A 24,363-nucleotide genomic window follows, 5' to 3' on the forward strand; every position below is an offset into this window, starting at 1 on the left:
CCGCCTCGATACGCACTCAGGACTTCACCGCACCCGCCGTGAGCCCGCCCACCATGTAGCGGCGGAAGGCGTAGTAGACCGCGGCCGGCGGCAGCGCGTAGATGAAGCCGGTCGTCATCAACAGCTCCCACGGCGAGTCGTCCGCGGCGAGGAAGTTGCCGAGCGCGACGGGGAGCGTGATCTCGCGATCGTTCGAGAGCAGCAGGAACGCGTAGAGATATTCGTTCCAGGCCAGCAGCACCGCATAGGTGCCGATCGCGACCAGCGAGGGCATCATCAGCGGCAGATAGACCAGTCGGAAGATCTGCAGCGTCGTGGCACCGTCCATCACCGCGGCCTCGTCCAGCTCCACCGGCAGCTTGTCGGAGGCCTGCTTGAGCACCCAGATCGCGTAAGGCGAGGCGATCGTCACCATGGCCAGGATCAGCGACCAGTGATTGTTGAGCAGGCCGTAATTGCCCATGGTGCGATACATCGGCACCGCGAGGAACGCCGCCGGGATGAAGTAGGTGAAGAGCGCGAGGTTCAGCACCATGCGTCCGCCCGGCACCTTCAGCCGCGAGATCGAGAACGCCGCGGCCGTGGCGATGAACAGCGTCAGCACGCCGACGGATGCCGCGATCAGCGTCGAATTCCAGAACTGGACGTAGAAGTCGCGCAGGAAATAGTGCTGCTGCTTGAACACGATCTCGAAGTTGTGCAGCGTCGGATGGTCCGGCCACAGCTTGCCCGAGAACGCGTCCTCCTTCGGGGAGATCGCGAACAGGAACATGTGATAGATCGGGATCATCGTCCACAGGAAGACGGGAATGCCGATCAGGAGCAGCCGCGCTTCCGTCGCGACGTCACGGAGAGAGGGAAGCTTCATCGCGACAACCGTTTCATCATGAAGTACACGAGCGGCAGGACGAACGGCATCGCGCAGACGATGGAGGCCATCGCGAGCGAGAGCTGGTCGAGCCGGAGATAGCGGATGCCGAGCGTCGACAGCACGTGCGTGAGGTCGGCCGGGCCACCGCCGGTGAGCAGGTAGACGCTGTTGAAATCGCCCAGCGTCCAGATCATCGAGAGCAGCGTGCAGGTCACGTACAGCGTCTGCATCGACGGCCAGGTGATGTAGCGGAACTTCTGCCACCAGCTGGCGCCGTCCACTTCGGCGGCCTCGAACAGATCGTGCGAGATCGCAAGGCGTCCGGTGATCAGGATCAACGTCCAGAACGGCAGCGATTTCCAGATGTGCACGGCGATCGCCATGCTCAGCGCCACTGTCGGATCGTTCAGCCAGTTCGGGCCGTCATCGCCGGTAAGAGAGAAGATGAAATGGTTGATCATGCCCCACTCGGGATTGAGCATGAAGCGCACCGACAAAATGGTGGGGATCGACGGCACCGCCCAGGGCAGGATGAAGATCACCGAGAGCCATTTGATCCAGGTGCGCTGCTGCGCGAAGAAGCCGGACAGGAACAGCGCGATCAGCATCTTGATGTTAATGCCGATGACCAGGAAGATCAGCGTGTTGACCGCGGCGCGCGCGAAGATCGGATCGTTGTAGAGCGCGACGTAGTTTTCCGGCGCGCGTGCCAGCCACAAGCCGTAGCCGACGGGATAGACGACGAAGGCCAGGAAAACGAGCAGATAGGGCGCGAGCAGGATGATGCCCCAGACCTGCGCCGGGCTCAGCCGCGACGACAGGGGCGGGCCGGGAATTGCCTGATCGCCAGAGAGCGTGATTGCCATTTTCGGACTCTTCAAAGAGAAGCCGGCCGCGAAACGCGGCCGGTGTTGTTCTTATACCTCTCCCTGCAACGCGGGGAGAGGGGCCGATGACTAACCTGCAACCTGCTTGATGCGGGCGATCAGTTCGTCGACAGCCTTGTCGACCGGAACCTTCTCGCTGACGACGCGGTTCATCGCCTTCGCCCACACGTTCTCGTTGTTGAGAATCGTGAACTTCCAGTTCTTGGTGAAGTCGAACGCCGCGGTGCCGCCCTTGAACTGCGTGTAGACGGCCTTGCGGTGCTTGTCAGCCTGCCAGAACGGGCTTTCCTGGCTTTCCTTCGTCACCGGGAACCAGCGGCCGAGCGCACCCTCGATATAGGGACGGACGTTCTCTTCCTGGAGCAGGAAGCTGATGAACTGCTTGGCCTCGGCTTTGTTCTTGGCCGCGGTGAAGATCAGACCGGTCTTGACGTCGGAGCGGTACTTGATGGTCGAACCATCCGGCGCCTTCGGGAAGGACGCCGTGATGATGTCCTGCTCATAAGCCTTCTTGCCGGCCTCGCGCTGTTCCGGCGTGAGGTTCTGATTCTGGGAATCCTCGTACCATTTCGCAGCGATCGAGATCGTGAAGTTGTGGGTCATCACGATCGTCTTGTTGTGGAAGGCGACGTTGTTGTCGGGATCCTTCCAGGTGGTCGAGGACGGCGGGGTGCAGCCCTTGATGTAGGTGTCGGTATAGTCCTTCATCGCCTTGATCAGGCCGTCGCGGACCTTGGGATCATCGACCAGCAGCTTGCCGTCGTCGTCGACCAGCTTGACGTGGTAGGCATCCATGAAGGTGTAGAAGGACTGGAAGGCGTCGGTGGATTCCACGCCCATCGGCTGGCCCACGGCGTAGATGCGCTGGCCGGTGGCCTTGCGGATCGCCGGCTGCACCTTGTCGCACCAGAACGTCCAATAACCCGTCCAGTCGTTCGGGATATCGCTCTGCTTGAAGCCGGCCTTCTCCAGCATGTCGTTCCAGATCTGGACGTGCATGCTCTGCTGCTTCAGCGGGAAGCCATAATAGGCCTTCTTCTTGGTGACATCATTGTAGAGGATCGACGCATCGAGCGTGTTCTGCACGAACCGGTCTTTGATCGGCTCCATGATGTCCGTGAGGTCCTCGAGCTTGCCCTCATAGGCCCACTTGCCCTGCGCCTGCACGTCATAGGAATCGGAATAAGCCACATCGGGAACGGTGCCGGCATCGAGCGCTGCGACCGTCTTCGGGATCATGTCCTGGATCGCGTATTGCGACAATTCGACCTTGATGCCGGTCTTGGCTTCGAATTTCTTGATCGTCTCCAGCAGCGCGTCGTCTTCGGAACGATAGAAGCCCTTGCCCCACCAGACCGTGATCGTCTTCTGCTGCGCAAAGGCGGGTGCAGTGGCGGCAAACAGCCCAACCGCAGCGACCGCCAATGATACTGCGCCAATAACCTTGGATTTCACGTTTTTCTCCCTCAAACGGCCGGTGTTTTAACCGGTCGTATAAAACACTAGCGCATGGCCGTCCTCCGATCTAGCGACTTCTTGTCAGACCAATGTCCTGGGGGTGGAGGGGCTGTGGCGAATTCGCGCATTGATCCAAAGCTCGCATCAATACATGCCAATCAATTCGCCTCGTGGCCTTGTCATCGTTTCCCTTTGAGGCCGGTCGAAGCGGCATTCGGGCTCGTGTCAGCGGATCGGGATCGTGGCCTGCCTTGTCCGCTCGTCCGGGAAGGCGAGCGCCATGCCTCGAGCAGCATCTTGAGAAATTGGCTGGCATGAGGAGATAGTGTCGCCCCATGCCTGCGCACGATTCCGATCGTCCGCGACACCTCCGGCTCGACCAACCGAACCGTGTGAATGATGGGGTGGCCGGCCGCCGGCGTCGCGAGCCTCGGCAGCACGGCGATGCCAAGTCCCGCTTCGACCAGGCCGAGCGAACCGGAGAGGTGGGCGACTTCATAGGACCAGTTCAGCTGCAGGCCATGTCGCGCCAGCGCATTGTCGATCAGCGCGCGATTGCCGCTGTTGCGACCGACCGTGATGACCCGGTGCGACACGATTTCCGACCAGCTGACCTGTTTGCGCGATGCCAGCGGATGGTCATGGCGGCAGGCCAGGACGAAAGGATCCTCGACCAGTTTCTCGAATTCGATTTCCGCATGCGAAGCGCCGATGAAGTTGATGCCGAAATCGGCTTCTCCGCGTGCGACCGCTTCCAATCCCTCGTTGGCACCGATGTCCAGAATCCGGATGCGAATGCGCGGATACGCTTCGGCAAATCGGCCGATCGCACGCGGCAGGAAGTAGAACACCGCCGTCGGCACCGCAGCCACCGAGACGAGGCCTGAACTGCGCGCGCCGATATCGTGGATGGCGAGCACCGAGGTCTCGAACTCGTCGATGAGGCGGCGCACCTTCGGCAGGAAGTCGCGGCCGGTCATGGTGAGATTGACGTGGCGCGTCGACCGTTCGAGCAACGGCGCACCGAGGCCTTCTTCCAGTTTCTGAATGCGTCGGCTCAGCGCCGGCTGCGACAGGTTCAGCGCCCTCGCGGTGCGGACGAAGCTTCCCGTCTCCGCCACGGTGATGAACGCCTTGAGGTCGAGCAGTTCTGCGTTCATGGCGGCAGCCTCCAATTATATCGATAATCGGAATAATACCTCAGATATTTGCATTTCACAAAAGAGTTCTGCCGGAGGATGCTCTGGCTCGCGCGAAGATGTCGCCAAACGGAAGAGCTCCATGAACGATCAGATTGCCATTCCCTGTGTGGTCATGCGTGGGGGAACCTCACGCGGGCCGTTTTTCCTGGCCCGTGATCTTCCGGCCGACCCCAAACTGCGCGACGCGGTCCTGCTGTCCGTGATGGGAGGAGGACACGACCTTGGAATCGATGGGATCGGCGGCGGCAATGCCGTCATCAACAAGGTCGCGATCGTCGGACCGGCAACGGTGGCCGGCGCCGATGTCGATTACCTGTTTGCCCAGGTGCGGGTTCGAGAGGGGATCGTCGATACCTCGCCGAATTGCGGGAACATGCTGGCGGCTGTGGGGCCGTTCGCAATTGAAGCCGGACTGGTCGCCGCCGCGGCAGATCGCACCCATGTGCGCATCCACAACGTCAATACCGGCAAGTTGATTGACGCGACCGTTCCGACACCCGCAGGACGCGTGACCTACGACGGCGAGGCGCGGATCGACGGTGTTCCGGGGACGGCCGCGCCGATCGAACTGTCGTTCCCCAACGCGGCCGGTGCACGCACTGGCCGCCTGCTGCCGACGGGACGTCCGGTCGACCGCATCGAAGGGATCGATGTGACCTGCCTCGACGCGGCGATGCCCGTCATGTTGGTCCGCGCGGCGGATCTGGGATGGACCGGCAGTGAGGCGCCCTCTGACTTCATCGACGGCCGCTTTCGCGCGCGTCTTGAAGACTTGCGCATCGAGGCGGGGCGCCGGATGGGCTTTCCAGATCCCGCAACGATGGTGATCCCGAAACCGGTTCTGATTGCGCCCGCGAGGGAGGCGACGTTGAACGTCAGGTACTTCATGCCGCATGACTGTCACAACGCGCTGGCGGTGACCGGCGCCGTCGCGATCGCGACGGCGTGCGTCACGCCTGGAACGATCGCGGCAGAGATGGTCGGATCACTGGCGCCGCCGGTGCCGATCACGCTTGCCCATCCTTCCGGCCAGCTCGTGGTCAGGCTGGAGCCCGGCCCGGTTGCACGGGTGCTGCGAACAGCTCGGCGAATCTTTGAGGGCCACGTCTTTGCCCGTCGGTCGCACGTGACTCATTCGGTGCTGGCGGCCTGAAGCCCGCCGCTTCCGAAACCATCAAGAACAATCAGAGCCATGGGAGAAACGAGAATGCAAAAGGAAGCACCGGTTGGGCATCCGAGCACCGAGGCGGGAAAGCCATTCTACCGGATTCTCTATGTCCAGGTGCTGATCGGCCTCATGCTGGGTGTCCTCACGGGCCATTTCTGGCCTGAATTTGGCGCCGCGCTGAAGCCCTTTGGCGACGGCTTCGTCAAGCTCGTCAAGATGATGATCGCGCCGATCGTGTTCTGCACCATCGTCAGCGGCATCAACAGCATCAGCGATTCCCGCGAGGTCGGCCGCACGTTGGTGAAATCCATGGCGCTGTTCTACCTGCTGACCGGGCTCGCTTTGCTGGCCGGGCTGATCGCAGTGTCCCTGATCCAACCGGGCGCCGGCATGCATGTTGCGGTCAATACGCTGGACCCATCGGTGGCCGCGAAATTCACCAAGCAGGCCGGTGCGACCGGATTCGCGGACTTCATGCTGCACATCATCCCGCATTCGTTCTTTGGAGCGTTCGCCGATGGTGAGGTGCTGCCGGTCCTGCTGATCTCCATCCTGATCGCCTTTGGCCTCAGCCGTGCCGGCGATGGGGGTGTCGTGGTGACGAAGGCAGTCGCCTCGTTCTCACAGGTGCTGTTTGTGTCTTTCGGCTTCATCATGAAGCTCGCCCCGCTCGGCGCCTTCGGCGCCATGGCGTTCACCGTGGGCCGCTACGGCATCCGTTCGATCGGGTCGCTCGGACTGCTGATCCTGACCTTCTATATCGCTTGCTCCGTCTTCGTGGTGGTCGTGCTGGGTGCGCTGGCGCGGCTGAACGGCTTCAGCCTGTGGAAGACGATCCGCTACTTCAAGGAAGAGCTGCTGATCGTGCTCGGCACGTCGTCGTCGGAGCCGGCGCTGCCTGGAGCGCTGCGCAAGCTGGAGCAGCTTGGATGCCGGAAAGGCGTGTCGGGGCTCGTGTTGCCGATGGGCTATTCCTTCAATTTGGACGGCAGCGCCATTTATCTCACCCTGGCGTCCATCTTCATCGCGCAAGCCTGTGACATTCACCTGTCGTGGGGGCAGATCGCAGCAATGCTCGGACTGATGCTGCTGACGTCCAAAGGGGCCGCCGGTGTCACCGGCAGCGGCTTCGTCGCGCTTGTCGCCACCCTCTCTGTCATGCCGGATCTGCCCGTGACCGGCGTGGCGCTGCTCGTCGGCATCGACCGCTTCATGTCGGAGGCGCGGGCGCTGACCAGCATGATCAGCAACTGTGTCGCATCCATTACCATTTCGCTGTGGGAGGACGCCTGTGATCGCGAGGTGTTGGCCCGTGAGCTGGGACAAGGCAGCACTCTCACGCCCGCGGCAGGAATGAAGACCGGCGAGGCAACGGCGGTGCGGGAGGATAAAAGCTGGATCGCGACCACGCAATCGGCCGCTTGACGGCACGTTGCGATCGAGCCGCTCGCAATGTCCAATCAAGCAATCGAGCCCGTGGCGCTGAAGTGCCGAACCCGACAGAGCGCGTTAGTTGGACTTGGCGCTCTCTTTGGCGTTCTCCGCCGTCGGCGATTCCGCCGGTGCGGGACGCTTTCCGGTGCCGGTGATGCGCTCGATTGCGGAGCGCACGGCGTCACCCCCCTTGCGGTCCTTCAGCATGTCGAGCAGCGGCGCGGAGGCCGGCGAGCGGCGGATCAGGCTTTCCGGATCCGGGAAGATCAGCGGATCGTCCCAGGGGCCCTGCACCACGAAGGGCAGTTCGAACCCCGACGCGCCGTTGAGGCTCGCCACGCCCTTCATGTCGTATTCGCGTGCCGGCACCGAGGCGGTGCCGGTGAGCGTGATCTTCGTCGCCGGCCCCTCGACGCGGATGTCCTCGGCGGTGGCGATCCCGTCGGAGAATTTCACGGCGATGGTGAGATTGTCGTAGGGCGTCGAGCCGCTGCGGAAATTGCCGCCGCCCGACAGCGGCCGCCGCTCCAGCCGCTTCAGGAGCTGCTCGGCGTTGAAGCCCGAGATCGCACCGTCATGCCCGGTCACGGTGGCGCTTCCGTCGAGTGACTGCACGAGGCCGAACGGGCTCGATCCGGAGGCGAGCAGCGAGACGTTGATGTTGCCGCGGCCTGACAGCTTGTTGAGACCGAACAGTTCGGTGGCGCAGGCCTGGAGATCGACGTCGGTGAACTGGAATTGCGCCTTGATGTCGGCGACGGTGTCGGACCGCGCGATACCGAACGAGCCCTTTGCGATCCCGCCATAGACCTGCGCCTCGCCGACGGAGAGCGCCAGCGTGCCGTTGCGCAAATTGGCGCCGATCGCGGTGCGGCCGAGCTTCGTCGGCCCGACCGTCAGCCTTGCAGCCGACAGGCGCATGTCGAGGTCGGTGGTCGACAATCCATTGAGATCGAACAGCTGCCTGTTCCAGTCGCGCGCGCCGCTCGCGAGCAGGCGGAACGTCGAGATATAGGGCGTGAAGTCGAGCGCGTCGGCGGCGAGCGTCGCCTGCAGCGTCTGCCGGCCGTTGTTGGCGTAGGTCATGACGCCCTCGGCGGCATTGCCGTCGAGCTCGACATTGACATTGGTGAGCGCGATCGAGGCGCCGACGACGTTGGCGCGCGCCTTCAGCGCGAAGCGGCCGAAGCCGCCGCTGCCGGGCTGCGGCTGCGCGGTCCAGCGCAGCGCGTTGCGCAGGGACGGGCTGTCGACCGTGAGCGTGCCTTCCATCATCGGGCTGGTGCGATTGGCGACGCTGCCGTCGAAGGCGAGCTTGACCGGCGCGCTGGCGATTCGCGCCTTCAGGCCGGACCGGTCGCCGGAGAGGGCGGCAACGAAATCGGAGAAGCTGATCGAGCCGTCGACGCGCTCGCCGCGCCAGTCGAACTGTCCGGTCGCAGCAAAGGAGCGCGAGATCGAAGGCCAGGCCAGCGACAGGTCGATGTCCTCGAGCTTCTCGGTGGCATGCGTGGCGGGGTCCTCGTAGTCGAGCACGCCGTCCTGGATGCGGATTTCGGAGAACGAGACCTGGTTCTCCGCCCCGGGCTTCATGGTGCGTGCGATGGTCTGGATGAAGGGCGTCCAGTTGCTCTCGCGGTCCGGTTTGAGGCTGACGTGGATGCGTGGCCGCAGGAGCATCAGGTCGGCGATCTCGAATCGTTGCAGCAGCAGCGGCAGCAGCCGCAAATTCGCGGTGAGCACCTCGACCTGGAGCGCGGGAGCGCTGGTGCCGCCGCCCTTGAGGCCGACGTCGTGGAAGGAGATGTAGCTCGCCGGCAGCACCGAGATGTCGATGCTGCCCGCGACGCTGAGCTCGAGCCCGGTGACGTCGCGGATCTGCGTTTCGACCGCCCTGCGCAGCGCGTCGCGGTTGATGAGCCAGGAGGTCGCGATCAGGGCGATCAGCGCGACGCCGAGCAGCGCCGCGATCGGCGTCCCGAGGCGCTTCATTCCTTGGGCCATGGTCAATGGCATGTCCTGATCGGGTTGGTCGCTGGAGCCAGAAGGGCGGGCCGGGAAACCTGCGCGCCCACGCCCAACCCCCGCAACTTGATGGGTTTTCTTGACGCTTTCAAGGCCGCGGCACGGTTATGCCCACGGCGTGGGCAGCTTCTATCACCCAGCGGCGGAGCGGAGAACCCCGTATCATTGACGGCTTCGGACGATTTCGCCTAATAATCGCCGCCAATAAGGCGCGACGCCTGCAAGCCGAAGGTTCAGTCGAGGTTTTTTGCATGAATAAGGTCTATCCCGACGCCAAGTCGGCGCTGTCAGGCATTCTAAAAGACAACATGATGATCATGTCGGGCGGCTTCGGCCTCTGCGGCATCGCCGAGGAGCTGTCGGACGCGATCCGGGAGTCCGGCGTCAAGGGCCTGACGGTGGTCTCCAACAATGCCGGCGTCGACGGCATCGGCCTCAGCCGCCTTCTCGAAACCCGCCAGATCAAGAAGATGATCTCGTCCTATGTCGGCGAGAACAAGCTGTTCGCCCAGCAATTCCTCGCCGGCGAGCTGGAGCTCGAATTCAACCCGCAGGGCACGCTGGCCGAGCGCATCCGCGCCGGCGGCGCCGGCATCCCGGCCTTCTACACCAAGACCGGCGTCGGCACGCTGATCGCCGAAGGCAAGGAAGTGAAGGAGTTCGACGGCGAGAAATATCTGATGGAGCGCGGTCTGTTCGCCGACCTCGCCATCGTGCACGCCTGGAAGGGCGACACCGCCGGCAACCTCATCTACCGCAAGACCGCGCGCAATTTTAACCCGATGATGGCGACCGCCGCCAAGATCACCGTGGCCGAGGTCGAGCATCTGGTTCCGGCCGGTGAACTCAATCCCGACCACATCCATACGCCCGGCATCTTCGTGAAGCGCATCGTCGAGGTCGGTACGGCCAAGAAGCGCATCGAATTCCGCAACACCCGCCCGCGCCCCAGCGCATGATCCGGAAAAGTGGAAGCCGGTTTTCCGATCAGATCATGCGCCACTAAAGAATCGACAGGAGACCAAGATGGCCTGGACCCGTGAACAGATGGCTGCGCGCGCCGCGAAGGAATTGCGTGACGGTTACTACGTCAATCTCGGCATCGGCATCCCGACGCTGGTCTCGAACTACATCCCTGACGGCATGGACGTCTCCTTGCAGAGCGAGAACGGCATGCTCGGCATGGGCCCGTTCCCCTATGAGGGCGAGGAAGACGCCGATCTCATCAATGCCGGCAAGCAGACCGTGAGCGAGCTGCCCTCGACGTCCTATTTCTCCAGCGCGGATTCCTTCGGCATGATCCGCGGCGGCCACATGGATCTCTCGATCCTCGGCGCCATGCAGGTGGCTCAGAACGGCGATCTCGCCAACTGGATGATCCCGGGCAAGATGGTCAAAGGCATGGGCGGCGCGATGGATCTCGTCGCTGGCGTCAAGCGCGTCGTCGTGGTGATGGAGCATTCCGCCAAGGATGGTCCGAAGCTGCTGAAGAAGTGCAACTTGCCGCTGACCGGCGAACGCGTGGTCGACATGGTCGTCACGGATCTTGCCGTCTTCACCATCGACAAGCACGGCGACGGCGGCATGGCGCTGATCGAACTTGCCGACGGCGTCTCGCTCGACGAGGTCAAGGCCAAGACCGAAGCCGAATTCCGCATCGCGCTGAAGAACACCTGAGGCTTCAGAACACCTGAGGCTTCGCGAAGGGGGCGCGCATGACGATACGGTCTGCGCGTCCCGAAGAGATTCAGGGGCGGCGCTGATCAATGCGGCTCTGCGGGTCAACATCGGAAGCATCCTTCATCTGAAAAGGTTTTGATGACGGGTGCAGTGTGCGCCGATCACGATAAGAGTGTTTGCGCTGCGACAAGCTTTTGCCGGATTCACGCTGGCGCGCCGTCGCCACGATGGGCGTGCCGGCGCCGGCTCGCTGAACTCAAGCTGCAGTCGCCGAGGGCGGCACGGTGAGAGGCCGCACGCCCTTGCGCCAGTCGGTGATGGTGCAGCCGAACCGGCCGCGGAACCAGCGCGCCATGGCGCTCTGCGCGGAGAAGCCAAGCTGCACCGCGATGTCCGTCAGCGGCCGGCCGGGGTCGTCGATCAGCCGGGTCACGAGATCGGCGCGTTGCGCATCCAGGATGGCCGAGAAGCTGGTGCCCGATGCGGCGAGGCGGCGGTGGATGGTGCGGCGGGTGCAGGCAAGATGCTCGGCGACGCGCTCGACCGTGCAGTCGCCGCCGGCGAGCAGGAGGCGTACGACCTCGTCGACCTTCTGCTCCCAGCTTGCGGGCCGTGTTTCAATCGCCTCGATCCGCTTGCGTAGGTAATTCGCGATCAGTGGATGCGCGCTCGGGATCCGGCGTCCCAGATCGTGCGCCGACAACAGGATCGCGTCATGCTTCGCGTTGAAGACCACGCGGCAGCCGAAGAATTCGCGGTAGCGCTTGCGGTCGTGCGGCGGTGGATAATGCAGGTGCACCTCCTGCGGCCGCCAGTCGTGACCGAACAGCGACTGGATGATGCGGTGGACGCTGCCGAGCGCCATGTCGATCGACTGGCGCGACGCGCTCGGGTGCCGGCCACGCAGATGCATCGCGACGGTCACGGTCTGCTTGCCGCGCGCAACGTCCAGTCGCATGCCATCGTGATGGATATGGATGAAGCGCGAGAACGCATCGATGGCCTCACCGACGGTCGCTTGTTCGCGCACGATCAGGCTGACCGCGCCGAAATTGATCAGGCCGCCGCGCTCGGCGAGACGCAAGCCGAAATCTTCGGAGCCGGACGCCTCCGCCGACAATTCGAGCAGACGGCGCAGGGCGGCGACGGCAATGGGCGTGTCGGGCTTGTCGAGGCAGGCTGGCGGCAGCCTCGCCTTGCGCATCATCTGCATGGGGTCGAGCCCGACTGACCGGGCAACCTCCGGATAATAACTCAGGCTTGAGCTGCGAATGAGGTCGGTCATGCGAACCGTTCCTGCCAGCCATTCCCAAGGATGTCCCGAAATGTAAAATTTCTGTCCCGGTCAGTCAAATCCAGGAACGGGACGGAACATACATAGGGGGAGACCGAAGCACGGGCGTGAATGCCGTGTTGACGACGGTGCGGCAGGGCGATGGAGCCGGCTACCGTCTCGGGCCATTTGACCAGGACATTGCTGGATCGGGATCGTGCCGGGAAACATGCTTTCCAAGGGTGAGATATTCGTCGTCGATACCGACGCTGCCTCCCGCGAACAACTTTCGACCGCGCTCCAACAGAACGCCTATGAGGTGATCTGTTTCGCCGACGGTGCGTCTCTCTTGTCTGCAGCAAAGGCGCGGATGCCGGCCTGCGTGCTGCTGGAGCTGCCGTCCGATCACTCTGGCCTCGAGGTGCTCAAGCGGCTGCGCGGCGAGAACTGCATGGCGCCGGTACTGGTGACCTCCGCGAACGGCAGCATTGCCATGGCGGTCGACGCCATCAAGAGCGGCGCGGCCGACTTCATCGAAAAGCCGTTCCGCACCCACGACGTCGTCGGCCGGATTGATGCCGCCATCGATGAGTTCGCCCAGCCCGCAGCGATCCGGCAATGCTGGCTGCCCGGTTGCGAGCCCCTGACCGAGCGCGAAGGCGACGTGCTCGAGCATCTCGCCGTTGGTCTCACCAACAAGGAGATCGCCCGGCGGATGCATCTGAGCGCCCGGACGGTCGAAGGTTATCGCGCCAGCATCCTGAAGAAGGCCGGCGCCCGCAACGTGACCGATCTGCTCCGGCGCATCTTCGGCCAGGGCGCGCCGACCCAGGCCTAAAGGGACTTCAAAGCGTTCAGCGGCCATGGTGCCGCCGCGTCGGCGCCCGCGGAAACCCCAATCGAACCGGTTCCTTCCCTGCCGCGTCCAACCACGATGGCGAGGCATTTCATCGCGCGCGTCCGGCTGGCGGCGCGGCGATAGGCAGGAGGGACTTCATGCGCATCACCGCAAGAGACTTGGCAACCACGGGCCTGGTCCTGGTGACCACGGCCATTGCGTCGCCGTCAGGGCGGCCAACGTGGACGCCACGTCGACGATCGAGACGGTCACCGTCTATCCGGACGGCGCCACCGTCACCCGTGTCATTTCGTCGGACCTCGCCTCCGGTGATTCGACGCTGGTCGCCAAGGACTTTCCGCTCTCGCTCGATCCGTCTTCCCTCCGCGTTGAAGGCGAGGCGGGCGCCAAGCTCACCATCGGCACGATCGATGCGCGGCCGCCGAAGGCCGCACCGCCCGCGAACCTCTCCGGGCTGGACAAGCGCATCGAAGCACTGAGGGATCAACGGGCCGACCTGCAGGTGCGATCGACTCGGCCAACGCGCGGCGCAAGTTTGCGCAGCACTTTGCCGAAGCCTCGCCGGCCGGCCTCGGCGAGAAGGGCGAGGCGCGCCCGATTACCGAATGGCGCGCGGCCTTTGCGGCGGTTGCCGAGGAGATCGCGACCGCGGACACCGCAATTCGCGATGCCACGCGAAAACAGCGCGAGATCGATCGCCAGATCGCCGAATTGGAAGCCGAGCGCTCGGCCAAGCCGCCCAGCATGCTGGAGGTGCGGATCGACGTGGCATCGGCCGCCGCGACCAAGGCGACGCTGCGCGTGACCTACACCGTGCGCAACGCGCGCTGGGTGCCGCTCTACGATGCCCGGCTCGACACCGGCGCTAGGGATCGCAAGCCGCAACTCGAACTCGTCCGTCGCGCCGAGGTCACGCAGTCGACCGGCGAGGACTGGTCGAACGTGACGCTCGGCGTCTCCACCGTGCGTCTCGGCCGCGGCGGCAGCGCGCCGGAGCTGAGCTCGCTGGTGGCGCAATATCCGCAAGTGCCGAAGCCGCTGGCGCTCGGCACGGCCTCGGATCTGGCGCGGCCTGCACCGATGACGCGTCAGGCGCAATCACCGGCCATGGCCAAGATCGCAGAAGCGGCCGAGCCGCGCGAGCGCGCCGACGAGCAGCAGGCCGTCGCCGAGATCGGCGACTTTCAGGCCACCTTCAAAATTCCCGGCCGCGTCAGCCTCGGCGCTGCCGAGGGCGCCAAGAGCTTGCGTATCGCTTCGGTGAATGTGCCCGCCGATCTCGCCGTGCGCGCGGCGCCGGTGATCGATCCCACCGCCTTCCTCGAAGCCAGCTTCAAGCAGACGGACGACACGACGCTTCTGCCCGGCAAGGTCGCGATCTATCGCGACGGCGTCTTCGTCGGCCGTGGCAAGATCACGGCGTCCGCCAAGGACGACATCGTGCGGCTCGGCTTCGGCGCCGACGACAAGGTGAGAATCGAGCGCACGGTGCTCAAGCGCAACGAGGGCTCGGCCGGCTTGCTCGTGACGACGTCGAAGACCGACGAGCGCGCGTTCAAGACCACGATCCGCAACGGTCACGACTTCCCGATCAAGATCGCGATCGAAGACCAGTTGCCGGTCAGCGAGAACGAGGACATCATGGTCGAGATGCTGCCCTCGAGCACGCAGCCGACCGCAACCAACATCCGCGACAAGCGCGGCGTGCTGGAATGGTCGTTCGACGCCAAGCCCGGCGAGATCAGGGACATCAACTTCGCCTGGCGCGTCCGCTGGCCGAAGGACAAGAGCATGGTGATCGTGCCGGCGGGGTAGATTGCCAGCCGCGAACGAAGTGCGCTCCCTCTCCCGCTTGCGGGCTGGGGTGAGGGCTCACTCCTCTAAAGCATCATCCGGAAAAGTGCGAAGCGGTTTTCCGGAAAGATCATGCGTAAACAACAAGCTAAAGCGCGATGACGATTCATCCAAATCTCATCGCGCTTTAGGGGATTGTCCCGTTTTGGAGACACCCTCTCCCAACGCTCCCCCGCAAGCCCCGTCTACGGGAGAGACCGTGCCCGGGCCGTCTCCGCGACCTCATCGAGGACCGAAGTTCTATCCTCGTCATTGCGAGCGCAGCGAAGCAAATCCAGACTGTCTCCGTGGAAAAATTCTGGATTGCTTCGCTGCGCTACAATGGCGGAGGATGAGCATCTCTGTCATTTGCAACCCTCTCCCCGCAAGCGGGAAGAGGGAGAGAGCTTTACTTCGCCTTCAGGAAATCCGCGACCTCGAGCAGCACGAACTCGTTGTCGTCGGCCTTGTTGGGATCGCGGCTGGAGGAGAACGGCAGGTTATTGTCGTTGCCGACAATGATATGCGTGTCGTCGACGCGATCGACGTTCTCGATGGTGAAGAACGGGAAGGTGTAGACGCCGTCGTTGAGCGGCTTCTTCGCCTTCTTGTCGGGATCCCTGATCTTCATCAGGTCGATATAGCCGATCTTGCGCACGGGCTTGCCGACATTGGCGTCGGTGAGCTCGATCTTGTAGATGCGCTTGAACTTGGCAAGATCCGGGAAGCAATTCTCGCCGCGCGTACCCTGCGGGCACGCCTTGTCGGCGGTGCCTTCGCCGTTGTCGCGCTCGATGACGAGGCCGGAGGCCTGATCGATCATGTTGAAGTCGCCGATGGCGTTGCCGTTCTGCTCGAACACGTACTGCCAGTAGCGGCCGGTGAATTTCTCCGCGGCGACGTCGAATTCGAGGATCCGCGAGGCTTCCTTGCCGTCGACCTTCTCCCAGTCCTTCTTCTCCGCATCCCACAGCGGTCCTTCGAGCAAGCCGTAGATGAACTTGCCGTCCTTCGACGAGGCGAAGCCCTCAAAACCCTTGGAGCGGCGGAGATTGACGTTGGTGTAGGTTGCGCCGGGTGCGCCGGGCGTCGCGACGGCCCAGTTGTCCGGCGAGCGCACCGGCTTGCCGTCGGCGAGGGTCTCGAAAACCGCGAGGATCTTGCCCGATTTATCGGCCTTCAGGACGTAGGGACCGAACTCGTCGCCGATCCAGAAAGTGTCGCCGATGATCTGGAAACCCTCGGTGTCGAAATCGGAGCCGGTGAGATAGCGCTTCTCGGTGTCCTCATGGACGATGCGGAACGGCACCTTCTTGTCGGGATCATGCAGGAAGATGGTCTCCAGCCGCTCGATCTTGCCGTTCGCCCAATCCATCTTGTGGCGGTTGAGGTACAGCATCGAATCCGGCGAGTTGGCGCGCGCACCCATACCGTTATCGGTGATGACCCAGAAGCTGCCGTCGGGCATGGTCTTGATGCCGGAATGGCCCTGGAGTGGCTGGCCCTTGAACGGCAACGACACGCCGGTCGGTCGCTCATAGGACTTGCCCATGACAGTGCCAAGCGCGTCGACCCGCTTGCCAGTGGTGTATTTGCCGGAGGTCTTGAGATCGGTGGGGGCATCGGCCGGAGCATCGATGAAGGTGGCGGCCGGCATCACCACGTGGCCGGCGAGCTTGGCCGGGAATTCGCCCTCGCTCTGCGCGAGCGCGGTGCTTACGGTGAGAATGATCGTTGCGACGGAGCTGAGAAAAGTCGCGCGCATGTGCGTCTCCTGTTGGCGGACGCACGCCTTATGCGGATCGCATGTTGCAGTATTGTGAAGCCGGGCCAAAGGCCGCAGCCCTCTTCGCCTCTCCCCGCAACAACGGGGAGAGGCAGGGCGAGAGAGCGAGGCTACTCCTTCACCGCGCCGGTCAGCGAGGACACGTAATAGTCCACGAACAACGAGTAGAAGATCGCAACCGGCAGCGAGCCGAGCAGTGATCCCGCCATCAGCGCGCCCCATTGGTAGACGTCGCCGGTGACGAGCTCGGTCAGGATCGCGACCGGTACGGTCTTGTTGGCGCCGCTCTGGATGAAGGCGAGTGCGTAGATGAACTCGTTCCAGGACAGCGTGAAGGAGAAGATGCCGGCCGAGATCAGCCCGGGCACCGCAAGCGGCAGCGTAATCCGGCGCAGGATCTGCAGCCGCGTCGCGCCGTCCACCAGCGCACACTCCTCGAGCTCATAAGGGATCGACTTGAAATAGCCGATCAGGAGCCAGGTGCAGAACGGCACCAGGAAGGTCGGATAGACCAGGATCAGGGCCAGCGGCGAATCGAACAGGCCGAACTGCACCACCACGGTGGCGAGCGGAATGAACAGGATCGACGGCGGCACGAGATAGGCGAGATAGATGCCGAGGCCGACATAAGGACTGCCGCGGAAACGCAGGCGTTCGATGGCGTAGGCCGCCAGCGTGCTCGCGATCAGCGACAGCGTGGTCGCCCCGATCGCGACCATCATCGTCGTCCACAGCCAATGCGGATAAGCGGTGTTGAACAGCAGGTGCTTGATGTGCGCCAGCGTCGGCGAGGAAATCCAGAACGGATTGTGCTCCTTGTAATTCATCAACTCCGCGTTCGGCTTGAACGAGGTGATCGCCATCCAGTAGAACGGGAACAGCAGGATCAGCACGAAGCAGCCGAGCGGCAGATAGATCATCATCAGCCGCCGCAGCCCGGAATCCCAGGCCATCGTGTCGGGCGCTGCCTTCGCGTCGGCGACAGCGGCTTGCGCGACAGTATCAGTCATTGCTCTCTCCCTGCTGCCACTTGCGGCGGGCCAGGCCGAAATAGGAGAACAGCGTCGCGAACACCAGGAACGGGATCATCGACACCGCGATCGCGGCACCTTCACCGAGCTCGCCGCCGGCGATGCCGCGCTGGAACGCCAGCGTCGCCAGCAGATGAGTCGAGTTGCCGGGCCCGCCACGGGTGATGGCGTAGACCAGCTGGAAGTCGGTGAATGTGAAGATGATCGAGAAAGTCATGACGATGGCGAGGATCGGCATCATCATCGGAAAGGTGATGTAGCGGAATCGCTGCCAGGCGCTGGCGCCGTCGAGCATCGCAGCCTCGTAGAGCGAGGGCGAGATGGTCTGCAGCCCCGCCAGCAGCGAGATCGCGACGAAGGGAATGCCGCGCCAGATATTGGCGGCGATCAGCGAGAAGCGCGCCGGCCAGGGCGAGCCGAGGAAGTCGATGTTGTCGCTGCGCCAATGCAGCACGTCGACCAGCAGGTAGGAGATGATCGAGAATTGCGGATCGTAGATCCACCAGAACGCCAGCGCCGACAGCACGGTCGGCACGATCCACGGCAGCAGGATGATCGCGCGCAGCACGCTCTTGAACGGAAAATGGTTGTTGAGCAGCAGCGCGAGCCAGAAGCCGAGTGCGAATTTCCCGAACGTCGCGATGGCCGTGTAGACCACGCTGTAGAACACCGCGTTCCACCACAGGGAATCGGTGAGCAGATACTGGAAGTTCTCGAGTCCGACGTAGCTGCCACGCTGGCCGATCGTGGTGTCGGTGAAGGCGAGCCAGATACCGAGGCCGAGTGGATAGGTGAGGAAGACCGTAAGCAGCCCGATCGCAGGTGCCAGACACATCATGATCAGGAACGGCTTGTAGTCGAACAATCGCACCAGCCAGTTCGGTTGCCGCTGGGCCAGCGCGGGAGAGGGGAGGGTGGTCACGGACATCAGCTTTTTGTCCTGTCGTTGAACGTCATCCCACCGCCATTGCGAGGAGCGAAGCGTCGAAGCAATCCAGACTGTCTCCGCGGACGCGCTCCGGATTGCTTCGCTTCGCTCGCAATGACGATCGCTCAGCTGCCTAACGGTTTTGCCGCCGGAAGTACCGCTTGCAGCGCTGCTCGGCTTCCGCGGCCGCGGCCTCTGGCGTGGCCGCGCCGGTCGCGACCGACGAGAACATCTGAATCAGCACGTAGTCTGCGCTGACCGCCCCCGTCGCCGTCGAGATCGGGCCCTTGTAGCCGTCGTAATAGGTGCTGTTCATCGTGTCCTTGAACAGCTTCACTTTGGGATCCTGCGACCAAACGGCGGCCTCGGCATAGGCCGCGAGCGGCTGGGCCCAGTAGCCGGAATTGGCATTGAGCCACGGCTCGTACTGGTCCTTTTCCAGCATGTATTGCAGGAAGGCCTTGGCGGCGTTGGGGTACTGGCTGTGCTTGAACACCATCGCGTTCAGGGTCAGGCCCGCCATCGGCGAGACCTTGGCCAGGCCCTTCGGCAGCAGCTGATGTTCGCTGTCCTCGGCGATCGCCTTGGTGGCAGGATCGTTCTTCAATGAGAAGTACAGCGACACGCCGTTGGCGGTCAGGGAAATCTCCTGCGAGGAGTAGGCGCGGTTGTTGCTGACGTCGTTCCACGACGTCGTGCCGGCGATGAAGGTCGGGTACAACTGCTTGACCCAGTTCAGCGCGGCGATGGTCTCCTTGCTGTTGATGGTGAGGTTGCCCTCTTCGTCGAGCAGGGCGGCATTGTGTGACCACAGCGCCCAGTTCGCAAAACCGTTGCCGTCACCCTTGGCGTTGCCGAGCGCGAAACCGGCCGGCTTGCCGGCCTTGTGCAGCTTTTGGCACAGGTCGACGATTCCGGCATGGTCTTCCGGCACCTTGTCGAAGCCGACCGATTGCAGGACCGACTTGCGGTAGATCAGGGGCCCCGCGGTGGCGCCGAACGGCAGCCCGATCCAGGTCTCGCTCTTGTTCTTCTTGCCGTAGCGTTGCGCCAGCGGCAGCCAGCCGCCATACTTCTTGCCGACATAGTCCGCGATGTCGGTCAGCTCGATCAGCTTGTCGATATAGATGTGCGGCGCATCGGAGAAGCCGATGATGATGTCAGGACCGGCGCCGGAATTGGCGGTCACCGCGGTCTGCTGGTTGATGTCTTCCCAGCCGACGAAGTCGACCTTCACCTCAACGCCGGTCTCCTTGGTGAACTTCGCTGCATTCGCGCGGAATACATCCTCATCCGCCTGGACGAAACGTACGGGCCGCAGCATGCGTAAGGATGCGCCCTTCTCGATCGGCAGCTTGGGCGCCGGAACGTCGGCGGCCTTGATCGCTGATGGTGGTGTTTGCGCTGCAGCACCGGTGGCCGCGAGCGTTGCAGCGGACAGGCCCAGCGCCAAGGCATCACGACGTGTGATGTCGTTCCTCATCAGTAACCTCCCTATGATGTTCCCTTCCCGGCGTTGATCGCCGGTGAAGGGCCGTTTCGGTCGTCGGCGCGTTTTACGCCGGCCCGTCTAGCTGTTCGGTCCGCGGTCCATGCTGACGGGCTGCCAGCGGCGGAGTGCGGTGTTCTGCAGCACCGACGGATTGACGCAGCTTACCGGCCACATGCCCTGAAGCACCAGTGACAATTCGTAGCCCACCCGGCGCTTGCGCGCTTCGTCAAACCGTGCCGAGGCCGAGGCGACGTGGGCTGTCAGCGTCACGTTCTCCATGCCGAGCAGGGGATTGTTGTGCGAGGGGGGCTCCTTCTCCAGCACGTCGAGGGCGGCATGCGCGATCCAGCCCTCTTGCAGCGCCTTGATCAGGCTCTCCTCGTCCACGGTGGCACCGCGCCCGGTGTTGATGAAGATCGAGCCCTTCTTCATCTGCCGGAAGTGCTTTTCGGTCAGCATGTGATGCACCTCGGGCCTCGCCGGCGCGTGCATCGAGACGAAGTCGGATTGCGACAGCACCTCGTTCAGCGTCGCCGGCATCACGCCGTGGTCGTACATCAGCGTTTCCTGGATGAAGGGATCATAGGCCATCATGCGCAGGCCGAACGGCGCGGCGCGTTTCGCAACCGCACGCGCCACGCGGCCGAACGAGATGAAGCCGAGCGTCTGGCCCATCAGCCTCGGGATCTTGAGCAGTGCCGGCCGGCCCTCGGCCCAGCGGCCGTCGCGCACCATGCGGTCCTGCTCGACCAGGCGGCGGAAGCCCGCGAGCAGCAGCATCATGGCGTGGTCGGCGACCTCCTCGATGAAGGTGTCGGGGATGTTGGTGACGGGAATTCCGCGGGCGGTGGCGGCCTTGACGTCGACACTGTCGACACCGACCGAGCCGAGCGTGATGACCTTGCACCTCTCCAGCGCGTCGATGATGGATTTGGTGATCGGGATGCCCTTGGCATAGATGGCGTCGGCATTCTTGGCGGCGGCGATGAACCCGGCCTCGTCGGCCGGCGCCTCGACGATCTCGGCATCGATCGGATCGAGTGCCTCGCGCTCATAGGAATAATCGCTGCCCGCGACGGTGAAGCTCGCACCCTTCGGCGTCACCACCCTGTATTTCGGCATGTCCTGCTCCCGATTTGGTTTCTTGTTGTGACCCGCCTTCGTGGCGGGCCTTTGCGTCTTTTACGCGAAATCGCGGCCGGTGCGTACAATTCGCGGTTGTCGTGAGCGAGGTATATTTCCGATTTTCCGCGCGCGGTCCGGGCTTCTACGGAGGCACGTAAGTAACTTGCTAAGGGCTCGGCCACTAAAAATTGATTCGATTTTGATCGATCTGGTCGCGTGCCCGTGTCCCACTTTTGCCGGAGCTAACCTGTGAAGTTGAGCAATCTGAAGATCGCCCCCAAGCTGGGCATTCTCGTCGGCGTCACCTTGTTCGGCCTTTGCGCCTCCGGTGTTCTCGCCGGCTATCTGATGAAGCGCGAAATGGTGAATGCGCGCGTCGACCAGACCAAGGCAATCGTCGAGCTGGCCCGCAACTACGCCGCGACGCTGATGAAGCGGGTCAATGCCGGCGAGATGACCAAGGACGCCGCGCTCGCGGACCTGCGCCGCTACGGCAACGCGATGACTTACGACAAGGGCTCCGGCTATCTGTTCGGCACCACCTATGACGGCATCACGCAGCTCGCGCCGGATCCGAAGCAGATCGGCCAGAACCGCATGGACGTGGAGACGAATGGCCGCAAGCTGTCCCGCGAGATCATGGACGGCGTCAAGGCCAACGGCGAACTCCTGCTCTTCTATGAGTATGTGAAACCCGGACAGCCAAAGCCGATCCGCAAGCTCGGTTACGCGGTCGCCATCCCCGGCTTCGACATGTATCTGGGCACGGGTGCCTATCTCGATGACATCGATGAGAAGATGGGGCCGGCCTACTGGCTGCTCGGCCTTGCCATGCTCGGCATCGTCATCGTTGCCGGCAGCGTCGCCTGGATGATCGGACGCAGCATCAGCCGTCCGCTGGCGCTGCTCGGCATGCGCATGAAGGATCTCGCCGAGGGCAAGCTCGAAGGCGACATCCCCGGTGTCGGTCGCGGCGATGAGGTCGGTGAGATGGCTTCGACCGTACAGATCTTCAAGGACAATGCAGTCCGCATCCGCGAGATCGAGCGAGCCGAAGCCGATGCCAAGGAGCGCGCCGCGGCGGAACGTCGCAGCGCGATGGAGGATATCGCCAACGACTTCGAACGCAGCGTCAACGGCATCGTCCGCTCGGTCTCCTCGGCCGCGGCGGGCATGCAGACGACGGCGCAATCGATGACTGCCACTGCCAGCGACGCCTCCTCGCGTGCGGCAACGGTCGGCGCTGCCTCGCAAAAGGCTTCCGGCAATGTCGGGACGGTCGCGGCGGCCGCCGAAGAGCTGTCGAGCTCGGTTGCGGAAATCTCCCGCCAGGTCACGCGCTCGACCGAAGTGGCGAGCCGTGCCGTCAATGACGCCGAGCGTACCAACGCCACCGTTCAGGTGCTCTCCTCCGGCGCCGAGAAGATCGGCGAGGTCGTCAAGCTGATCCACTCGATCGCGGCGCAGACCAACCTGCTCGCGCTCAACGCTACCATCGAAGCGGCCCGAGCCGGCGAGTCCGGCCGCGGCTTCGCCGTGGTCGCCTCCGAGGTCAAGGCGCTCGCCAATCAGACCGCGAAGGCGACCGAGGAGATTTCCGCCCAGGTCGCTGCGATGCAGACCTCGACCAGCGACGCGGTCGCGGCCATCTCCGGCATCACCCAGACGATCGCCGAGATGAGCGAGATCACGGCCGGCATTTCCGCATCGATCGAGCAGCAGGGCGAGGCGACCCGCGAGATCGCGCGCAACATCCAGTCGGTCGCGGCCGGCTCGAGCGAAATCAACGCCCATATTGGCAGTGTCACCTCGGCCGCGGAAGCGACCGGCAGTGCCGCCACCGACGTGCTCTCCAACGCCCGCGAACTGGACAACCAATCCGGCGCGCTGCGCACCGCCGTCGACAACTTCCTCGCCAAGGTGCGCGCGGCGTAGTTTTCGCGCGTGCACCGACGCTTCGATCTGCTCCGCCGTCCGCCCGGGACAAGCCCGGCCATCACGGAGAATGCGGAGATCTCGTGCTCCGGACGCAGCGCAGCGCTCCTTCAGCGATGCGCTGCTGAGCCGGGGGCATGCGGCGGTCGGGATCCCGGCTCTGCGATGCATCGCGGACGCGCTGCATCTTGTCCGGAACACGGGGACTGATCCTACTGCTTTTCGATCTTCGCGTTGGTGATCAGCTTCTCCCACAGCACGAGCTGCTCATTGACGAAGGTGCCGAGCTCCTCCGGCGTACCGGAGAAGGCGTCCATGCCGAGTGTGGCGAGCTGCGCCTTGATTTCCGGCTTCTCGACGACCTTGCGGATCTCGGTGTTGAGCCGCGTCACGATCTCCTTCGGCATGCCGGCGGGGCCGAAATAGCCCTGCCAGGACGAGATGTCGAAATCCGGCACGCCCGCCTCCTGCATCGAGGGCAGGTGTGGCACCAGCGGCGAGCGCTCCTTGGTGGTGACGGCGAGCGCGCGCAGGGCGTTGCCGTTGACATGGGGCAGGCCGGTCAGGATGTCCACGAACATCATCGAGACGCGGCCGCCAATGACGTCGTTGAGCGCCGGCGGCGAGCTCTTGTAGGGCACGTGCAAGAGGTCGAGCCCGGCATTGTGCGCGAAGGTCGCACCCGACACGATCGCCGACGACGAGCCCGAGGCGTAGCTCAGCTTCCCGGGATTGGCCTTGCCATAAGCGACGAGCTCGGCGACGGACTTGGCCGGCACTTCCGGATTGATGACCAGCATAAAGGGCAGATCGCCGGTACGGGCGATCGGGGTAAAATCCTTGACCGGATCGTAAGTGAGACTCTTGAGCAGATAGGGGTTGGCCGAATGCGTGGTGTTGGTCGTCACCAGCAGCGTGTATCCGTCGGGGGCGGCCTTCGCGACGTAGGTCGCGGCGAGCATGCCGTTGGCACCCGCCTTGTTCTCGATGAAGATGCCGACGCCGAGCGCCTGCGACAGATGCTGCGAGATCAGGCGCGTCGTGGTGTCGGTGCCGCTTCCGGCCGCGAACGGCAAGACCAGCGTGATGTTGCGGCTGGGATAAGTGTCGGCCTGAGCCGTGCAAGCTGCGGCGAGGCAAAGTGCGGCCGCGCCGATGGTGCGCAGGTTTCGAATCAGCCCTGAAAGCATATGTGGTCGTTCCCTCTTTTTCGTTGGCGGGAAACTAGCGTCTGTTCGCTGAAATCGGAAGACGGGAGTTGCGTGCCCCGGGCGCAGTGCAGCGCGCCGCTTTCGCGGCGTGATGCGCTGCCGAACCGGGGCCGACATTCGCGGCACACTGGATCCCGGCTCCGCGATGCAGCGCTTAGGCGCTGC

The 24,363-nt window shown here is 63.6% G+C and carries 18 protein-coding genes and 1 pseudogene; 7 read left to right on the plus strand and 12 right to left on the minus strand.

What is annotated here, in order from left to right; genetic code table 11:
• Positions 1-16 precede the first annotated feature (16 nt).
• From P6U28_RS37135 to P6U28_RS37150, 4 genes are all read right to left on the minus strand, one after another.
• The gene (locus tag P6U28_RS37135; protein ID WP_122405588.1) at positions 17-868 is read right to left on the minus strand and encodes a carbohydrate ABC transporter permease; all 852 of its coding nucleotides are present in this window, start codon (positions 866-868) and stop codon (positions 17-19) included.
• Entirely contained in the window at positions 865-1,737 is an 873-nt protein-coding gene (locus P6U28_RS37140; RefSeq protein WP_122405587.1) for a carbohydrate ABC transporter permease, read from the minus strand. Before P6U28_RS37140 ends, P6U28_RS37135 begins: the two co-directional genes overlap by 4 nt.
• A 90-nt stretch (positions 1,738-1,827) precedes the next feature.
• Positions 1,828-3,213 (minus strand): ABC transporter substrate-binding protein, encoded by a 1,386-nt coding sequence (locus tag P6U28_RS37145; protein WP_122405586.1) that lies wholly within the window; start codon positions 3,211-3,213, stop codon positions 1,828-1,830.
• A gap of 182 nt (positions 3,214-3,395) precedes the next feature.
• The gene (locus tag P6U28_RS37150; protein ID WP_129144618.1) at positions 3,396-4,376 is read right to left on the minus strand and encodes a LysR family transcriptional regulator; all 981 of its coding nucleotides are present in this window, start codon (positions 4,374-4,376) and stop codon (positions 3,396-3,398) included.
• Positions 4,377-4,497: 121 nt separating this feature from the next.
• Between P6U28_RS37150 and P6U28_RS37155 the strand changes: the two genes are divergently transcribed.
• Positions 4,498-5,571, plus strand: coding sequence for a 4-oxalomesaconate tautomerase (locus P6U28_RS37155; protein ID WP_129144619.1), 1,074 nt, complete (start codon positions 4,498-4,500; stop codon positions 5,569-5,571).
• A 54-nt stretch (positions 5,572-5,625) separates the two neighbouring features.
• Positions 5,626-7,011: a C4-dicarboxylate transporter DctA gene (gene dctA / locus P6U28_RS37160; protein WP_129144620.1), complete on the plus strand. Its 1,386-nt coding sequence runs from the start codon at positions 5,626-5,628 to the stop codon at positions 7,009-7,011.
• Between the two features lie 84 nt (positions 7,012-7,095).
• Here the strand turns inward: dctA and P6U28_RS37165 are convergent, their stop codons facing one another.
• Positions 7,096-9,024: an AsmA family protein gene (locus P6U28_RS37165; RefSeq protein WP_407123147.1), complete on the minus strand. Its 1,929-nt coding sequence runs from the start codon at positions 9,022-9,024 to the stop codon at positions 7,096-7,098.
• 272 nt (positions 9,025-9,296) lie between these two features.
• Here P6U28_RS37165 and P6U28_RS37170 point away from each other — a divergent pair, with 272 nt between their 5' ends.
• Together P6U28_RS37170 and P6U28_RS37175 are read left to right on the plus strand one after the other, a co-directional pair.
• A complete protein-coding gene (locus tag P6U28_RS37170) occupies positions 9,297-10,004 on the plus strand; it encodes a CoA transferase subunit A (RefSeq protein ID WP_122405582.1) in 708 nt (235 codons plus the stop codon).
• Between the two features lie 67 nt (positions 10,005-10,071).
• The gene (locus tag P6U28_RS37175) at positions 10,072-10,722 is read left to right on the plus strand and encodes a CoA transferase subunit B (RefSeq protein WP_122405581.1); all 651 of its coding nucleotides are present in this window, start codon (positions 10,072-10,074) and stop codon (positions 10,720-10,722) included.
• Positions 10,723-10,981: 259 nt separating this feature from the next.
• Here the strand turns inward: P6U28_RS37175 and P6U28_RS37180 are convergent, their stop codons facing one another.
• Positions 10,982-12,010 (minus strand): AraC family transcriptional regulator, encoded by a 1,029-nt coding sequence (locus tag P6U28_RS37180; RefSeq protein WP_407120788.1) that lies wholly within the window; start codon positions 12,008-12,010, stop codon positions 10,982-10,984.
• A gap of 217 nt (positions 12,011-12,227) precedes the next feature.
• On the opposite strand from P6U28_RS37180, the gene P6U28_RS37185 reads away from it, so the two are divergent.
• Both P6U28_RS37185 and P6U28_RS37190 read left to right on the plus strand, forming a co-directional pair.
• Positions 12,228-12,836: a response regulator transcription factor gene (locus tag P6U28_RS37185; RefSeq protein WP_174221652.1), complete on the plus strand. Its 609-nt coding sequence runs from the start codon at positions 12,228-12,230 to the stop codon at positions 12,834-12,836.
• Positions 12,837-12,994: 158 nt separating this feature from the next.
• A pseudogene (locus tag P6U28_RS37190) lies at positions 12,995-14,672 on the plus strand (mucoidy inhibitor MuiA family protein).
• Between the two features lie 427 nt (positions 14,673-15,099).
• Here the strand turns inward: P6U28_RS37190 and P6U28_RS37195 are convergent.
• The 5 genes from P6U28_RS37195 to P6U28_RS37215 form a co-directional block, all read right to left on the minus strand.
• Positions 15,100-16,455 carry an esterase-like activity of phytase family protein gene (locus P6U28_RS37195; RefSeq protein WP_129144623.1) on the minus strand — a complete coding sequence of 452 codons (1,356 nt, stop codon included), beginning with the start codon at positions 16,453-16,455 and terminating at the stop codon, positions 15,100-15,102.
• Positions 16,456-16,586: 131 nt separating this feature from the next.
• A complete protein-coding gene (locus tag P6U28_RS37200; protein WP_407120789.1) occupies positions 16,587-17,486 on the minus strand; it encodes a carbohydrate ABC transporter permease in 900 nt (299 codons plus the stop codon).
• Positions 17,479-18,435 (minus strand): carbohydrate ABC transporter permease, encoded by a 957-nt coding sequence (locus tag P6U28_RS37205; protein ID WP_122405575.1) that lies wholly within the window; start codon positions 18,433-18,435, stop codon positions 17,479-17,481. Before P6U28_RS37205 ends, P6U28_RS37200 begins: the two co-directional genes overlap by 8 nt.
• Positions 18,436-18,568: 133 nt before the next feature.
• Positions 18,569-19,918, minus strand: a complete 1,350-nt coding sequence (locus P6U28_RS37210; RefSeq protein ID WP_407120790.1) for an ABC transporter substrate-binding protein — start codon at positions 19,916-19,918, stop codon at positions 18,569-18,571.
• Positions 19,919-20,005: 87 nt separating this feature from the next.
• A complete protein-coding gene (locus tag P6U28_RS37215; protein WP_407120791.1) occupies positions 20,006-21,049 on the minus strand; it encodes a C-terminal binding protein in 1,044 nt (347 codons plus the stop codon).
• 252 nt (positions 21,050-21,301) lie between these two features.
• On the opposite strand from P6U28_RS37215, the gene P6U28_RS37220 reads away from it, so the two are divergent.
• Complete coding sequence (locus tag P6U28_RS37220; protein WP_122405572.1) at positions 21,302-22,987, plus strand: methyl-accepting chemotaxis protein; 1,686 nt, start codon at positions 21,302-21,304, stop codon at positions 22,985-22,987.
• Positions 22,988-23,199: 212 nt separating this feature from the next.
• Here P6U28_RS37220 and P6U28_RS37225 read toward each other — a convergent pair whose 3' ends face one another.
• Positions 23,200-24,177 carry a Bug family tripartite tricarboxylate transporter substrate binding protein gene (locus P6U28_RS37225; protein WP_407120792.1) on the minus strand — a complete coding sequence of 326 codons (978 nt, stop codon included), beginning with the start codon at positions 24,175-24,177 and terminating at the stop codon, positions 23,200-23,202.
• Positions 24,178-24,363 lie beyond the last annotated feature (186 nt).

The sequence above is a fragment of the Bradyrhizobium sp. STM 3561 genome, assembly GCF_045571455.1.
GTDB classification, from domain to species: Bacteria; Pseudomonadota; Alphaproteobacteria; order Rhizobiales; family Xanthobacteraceae; genus Bradyrhizobium; species Bradyrhizobium vignae.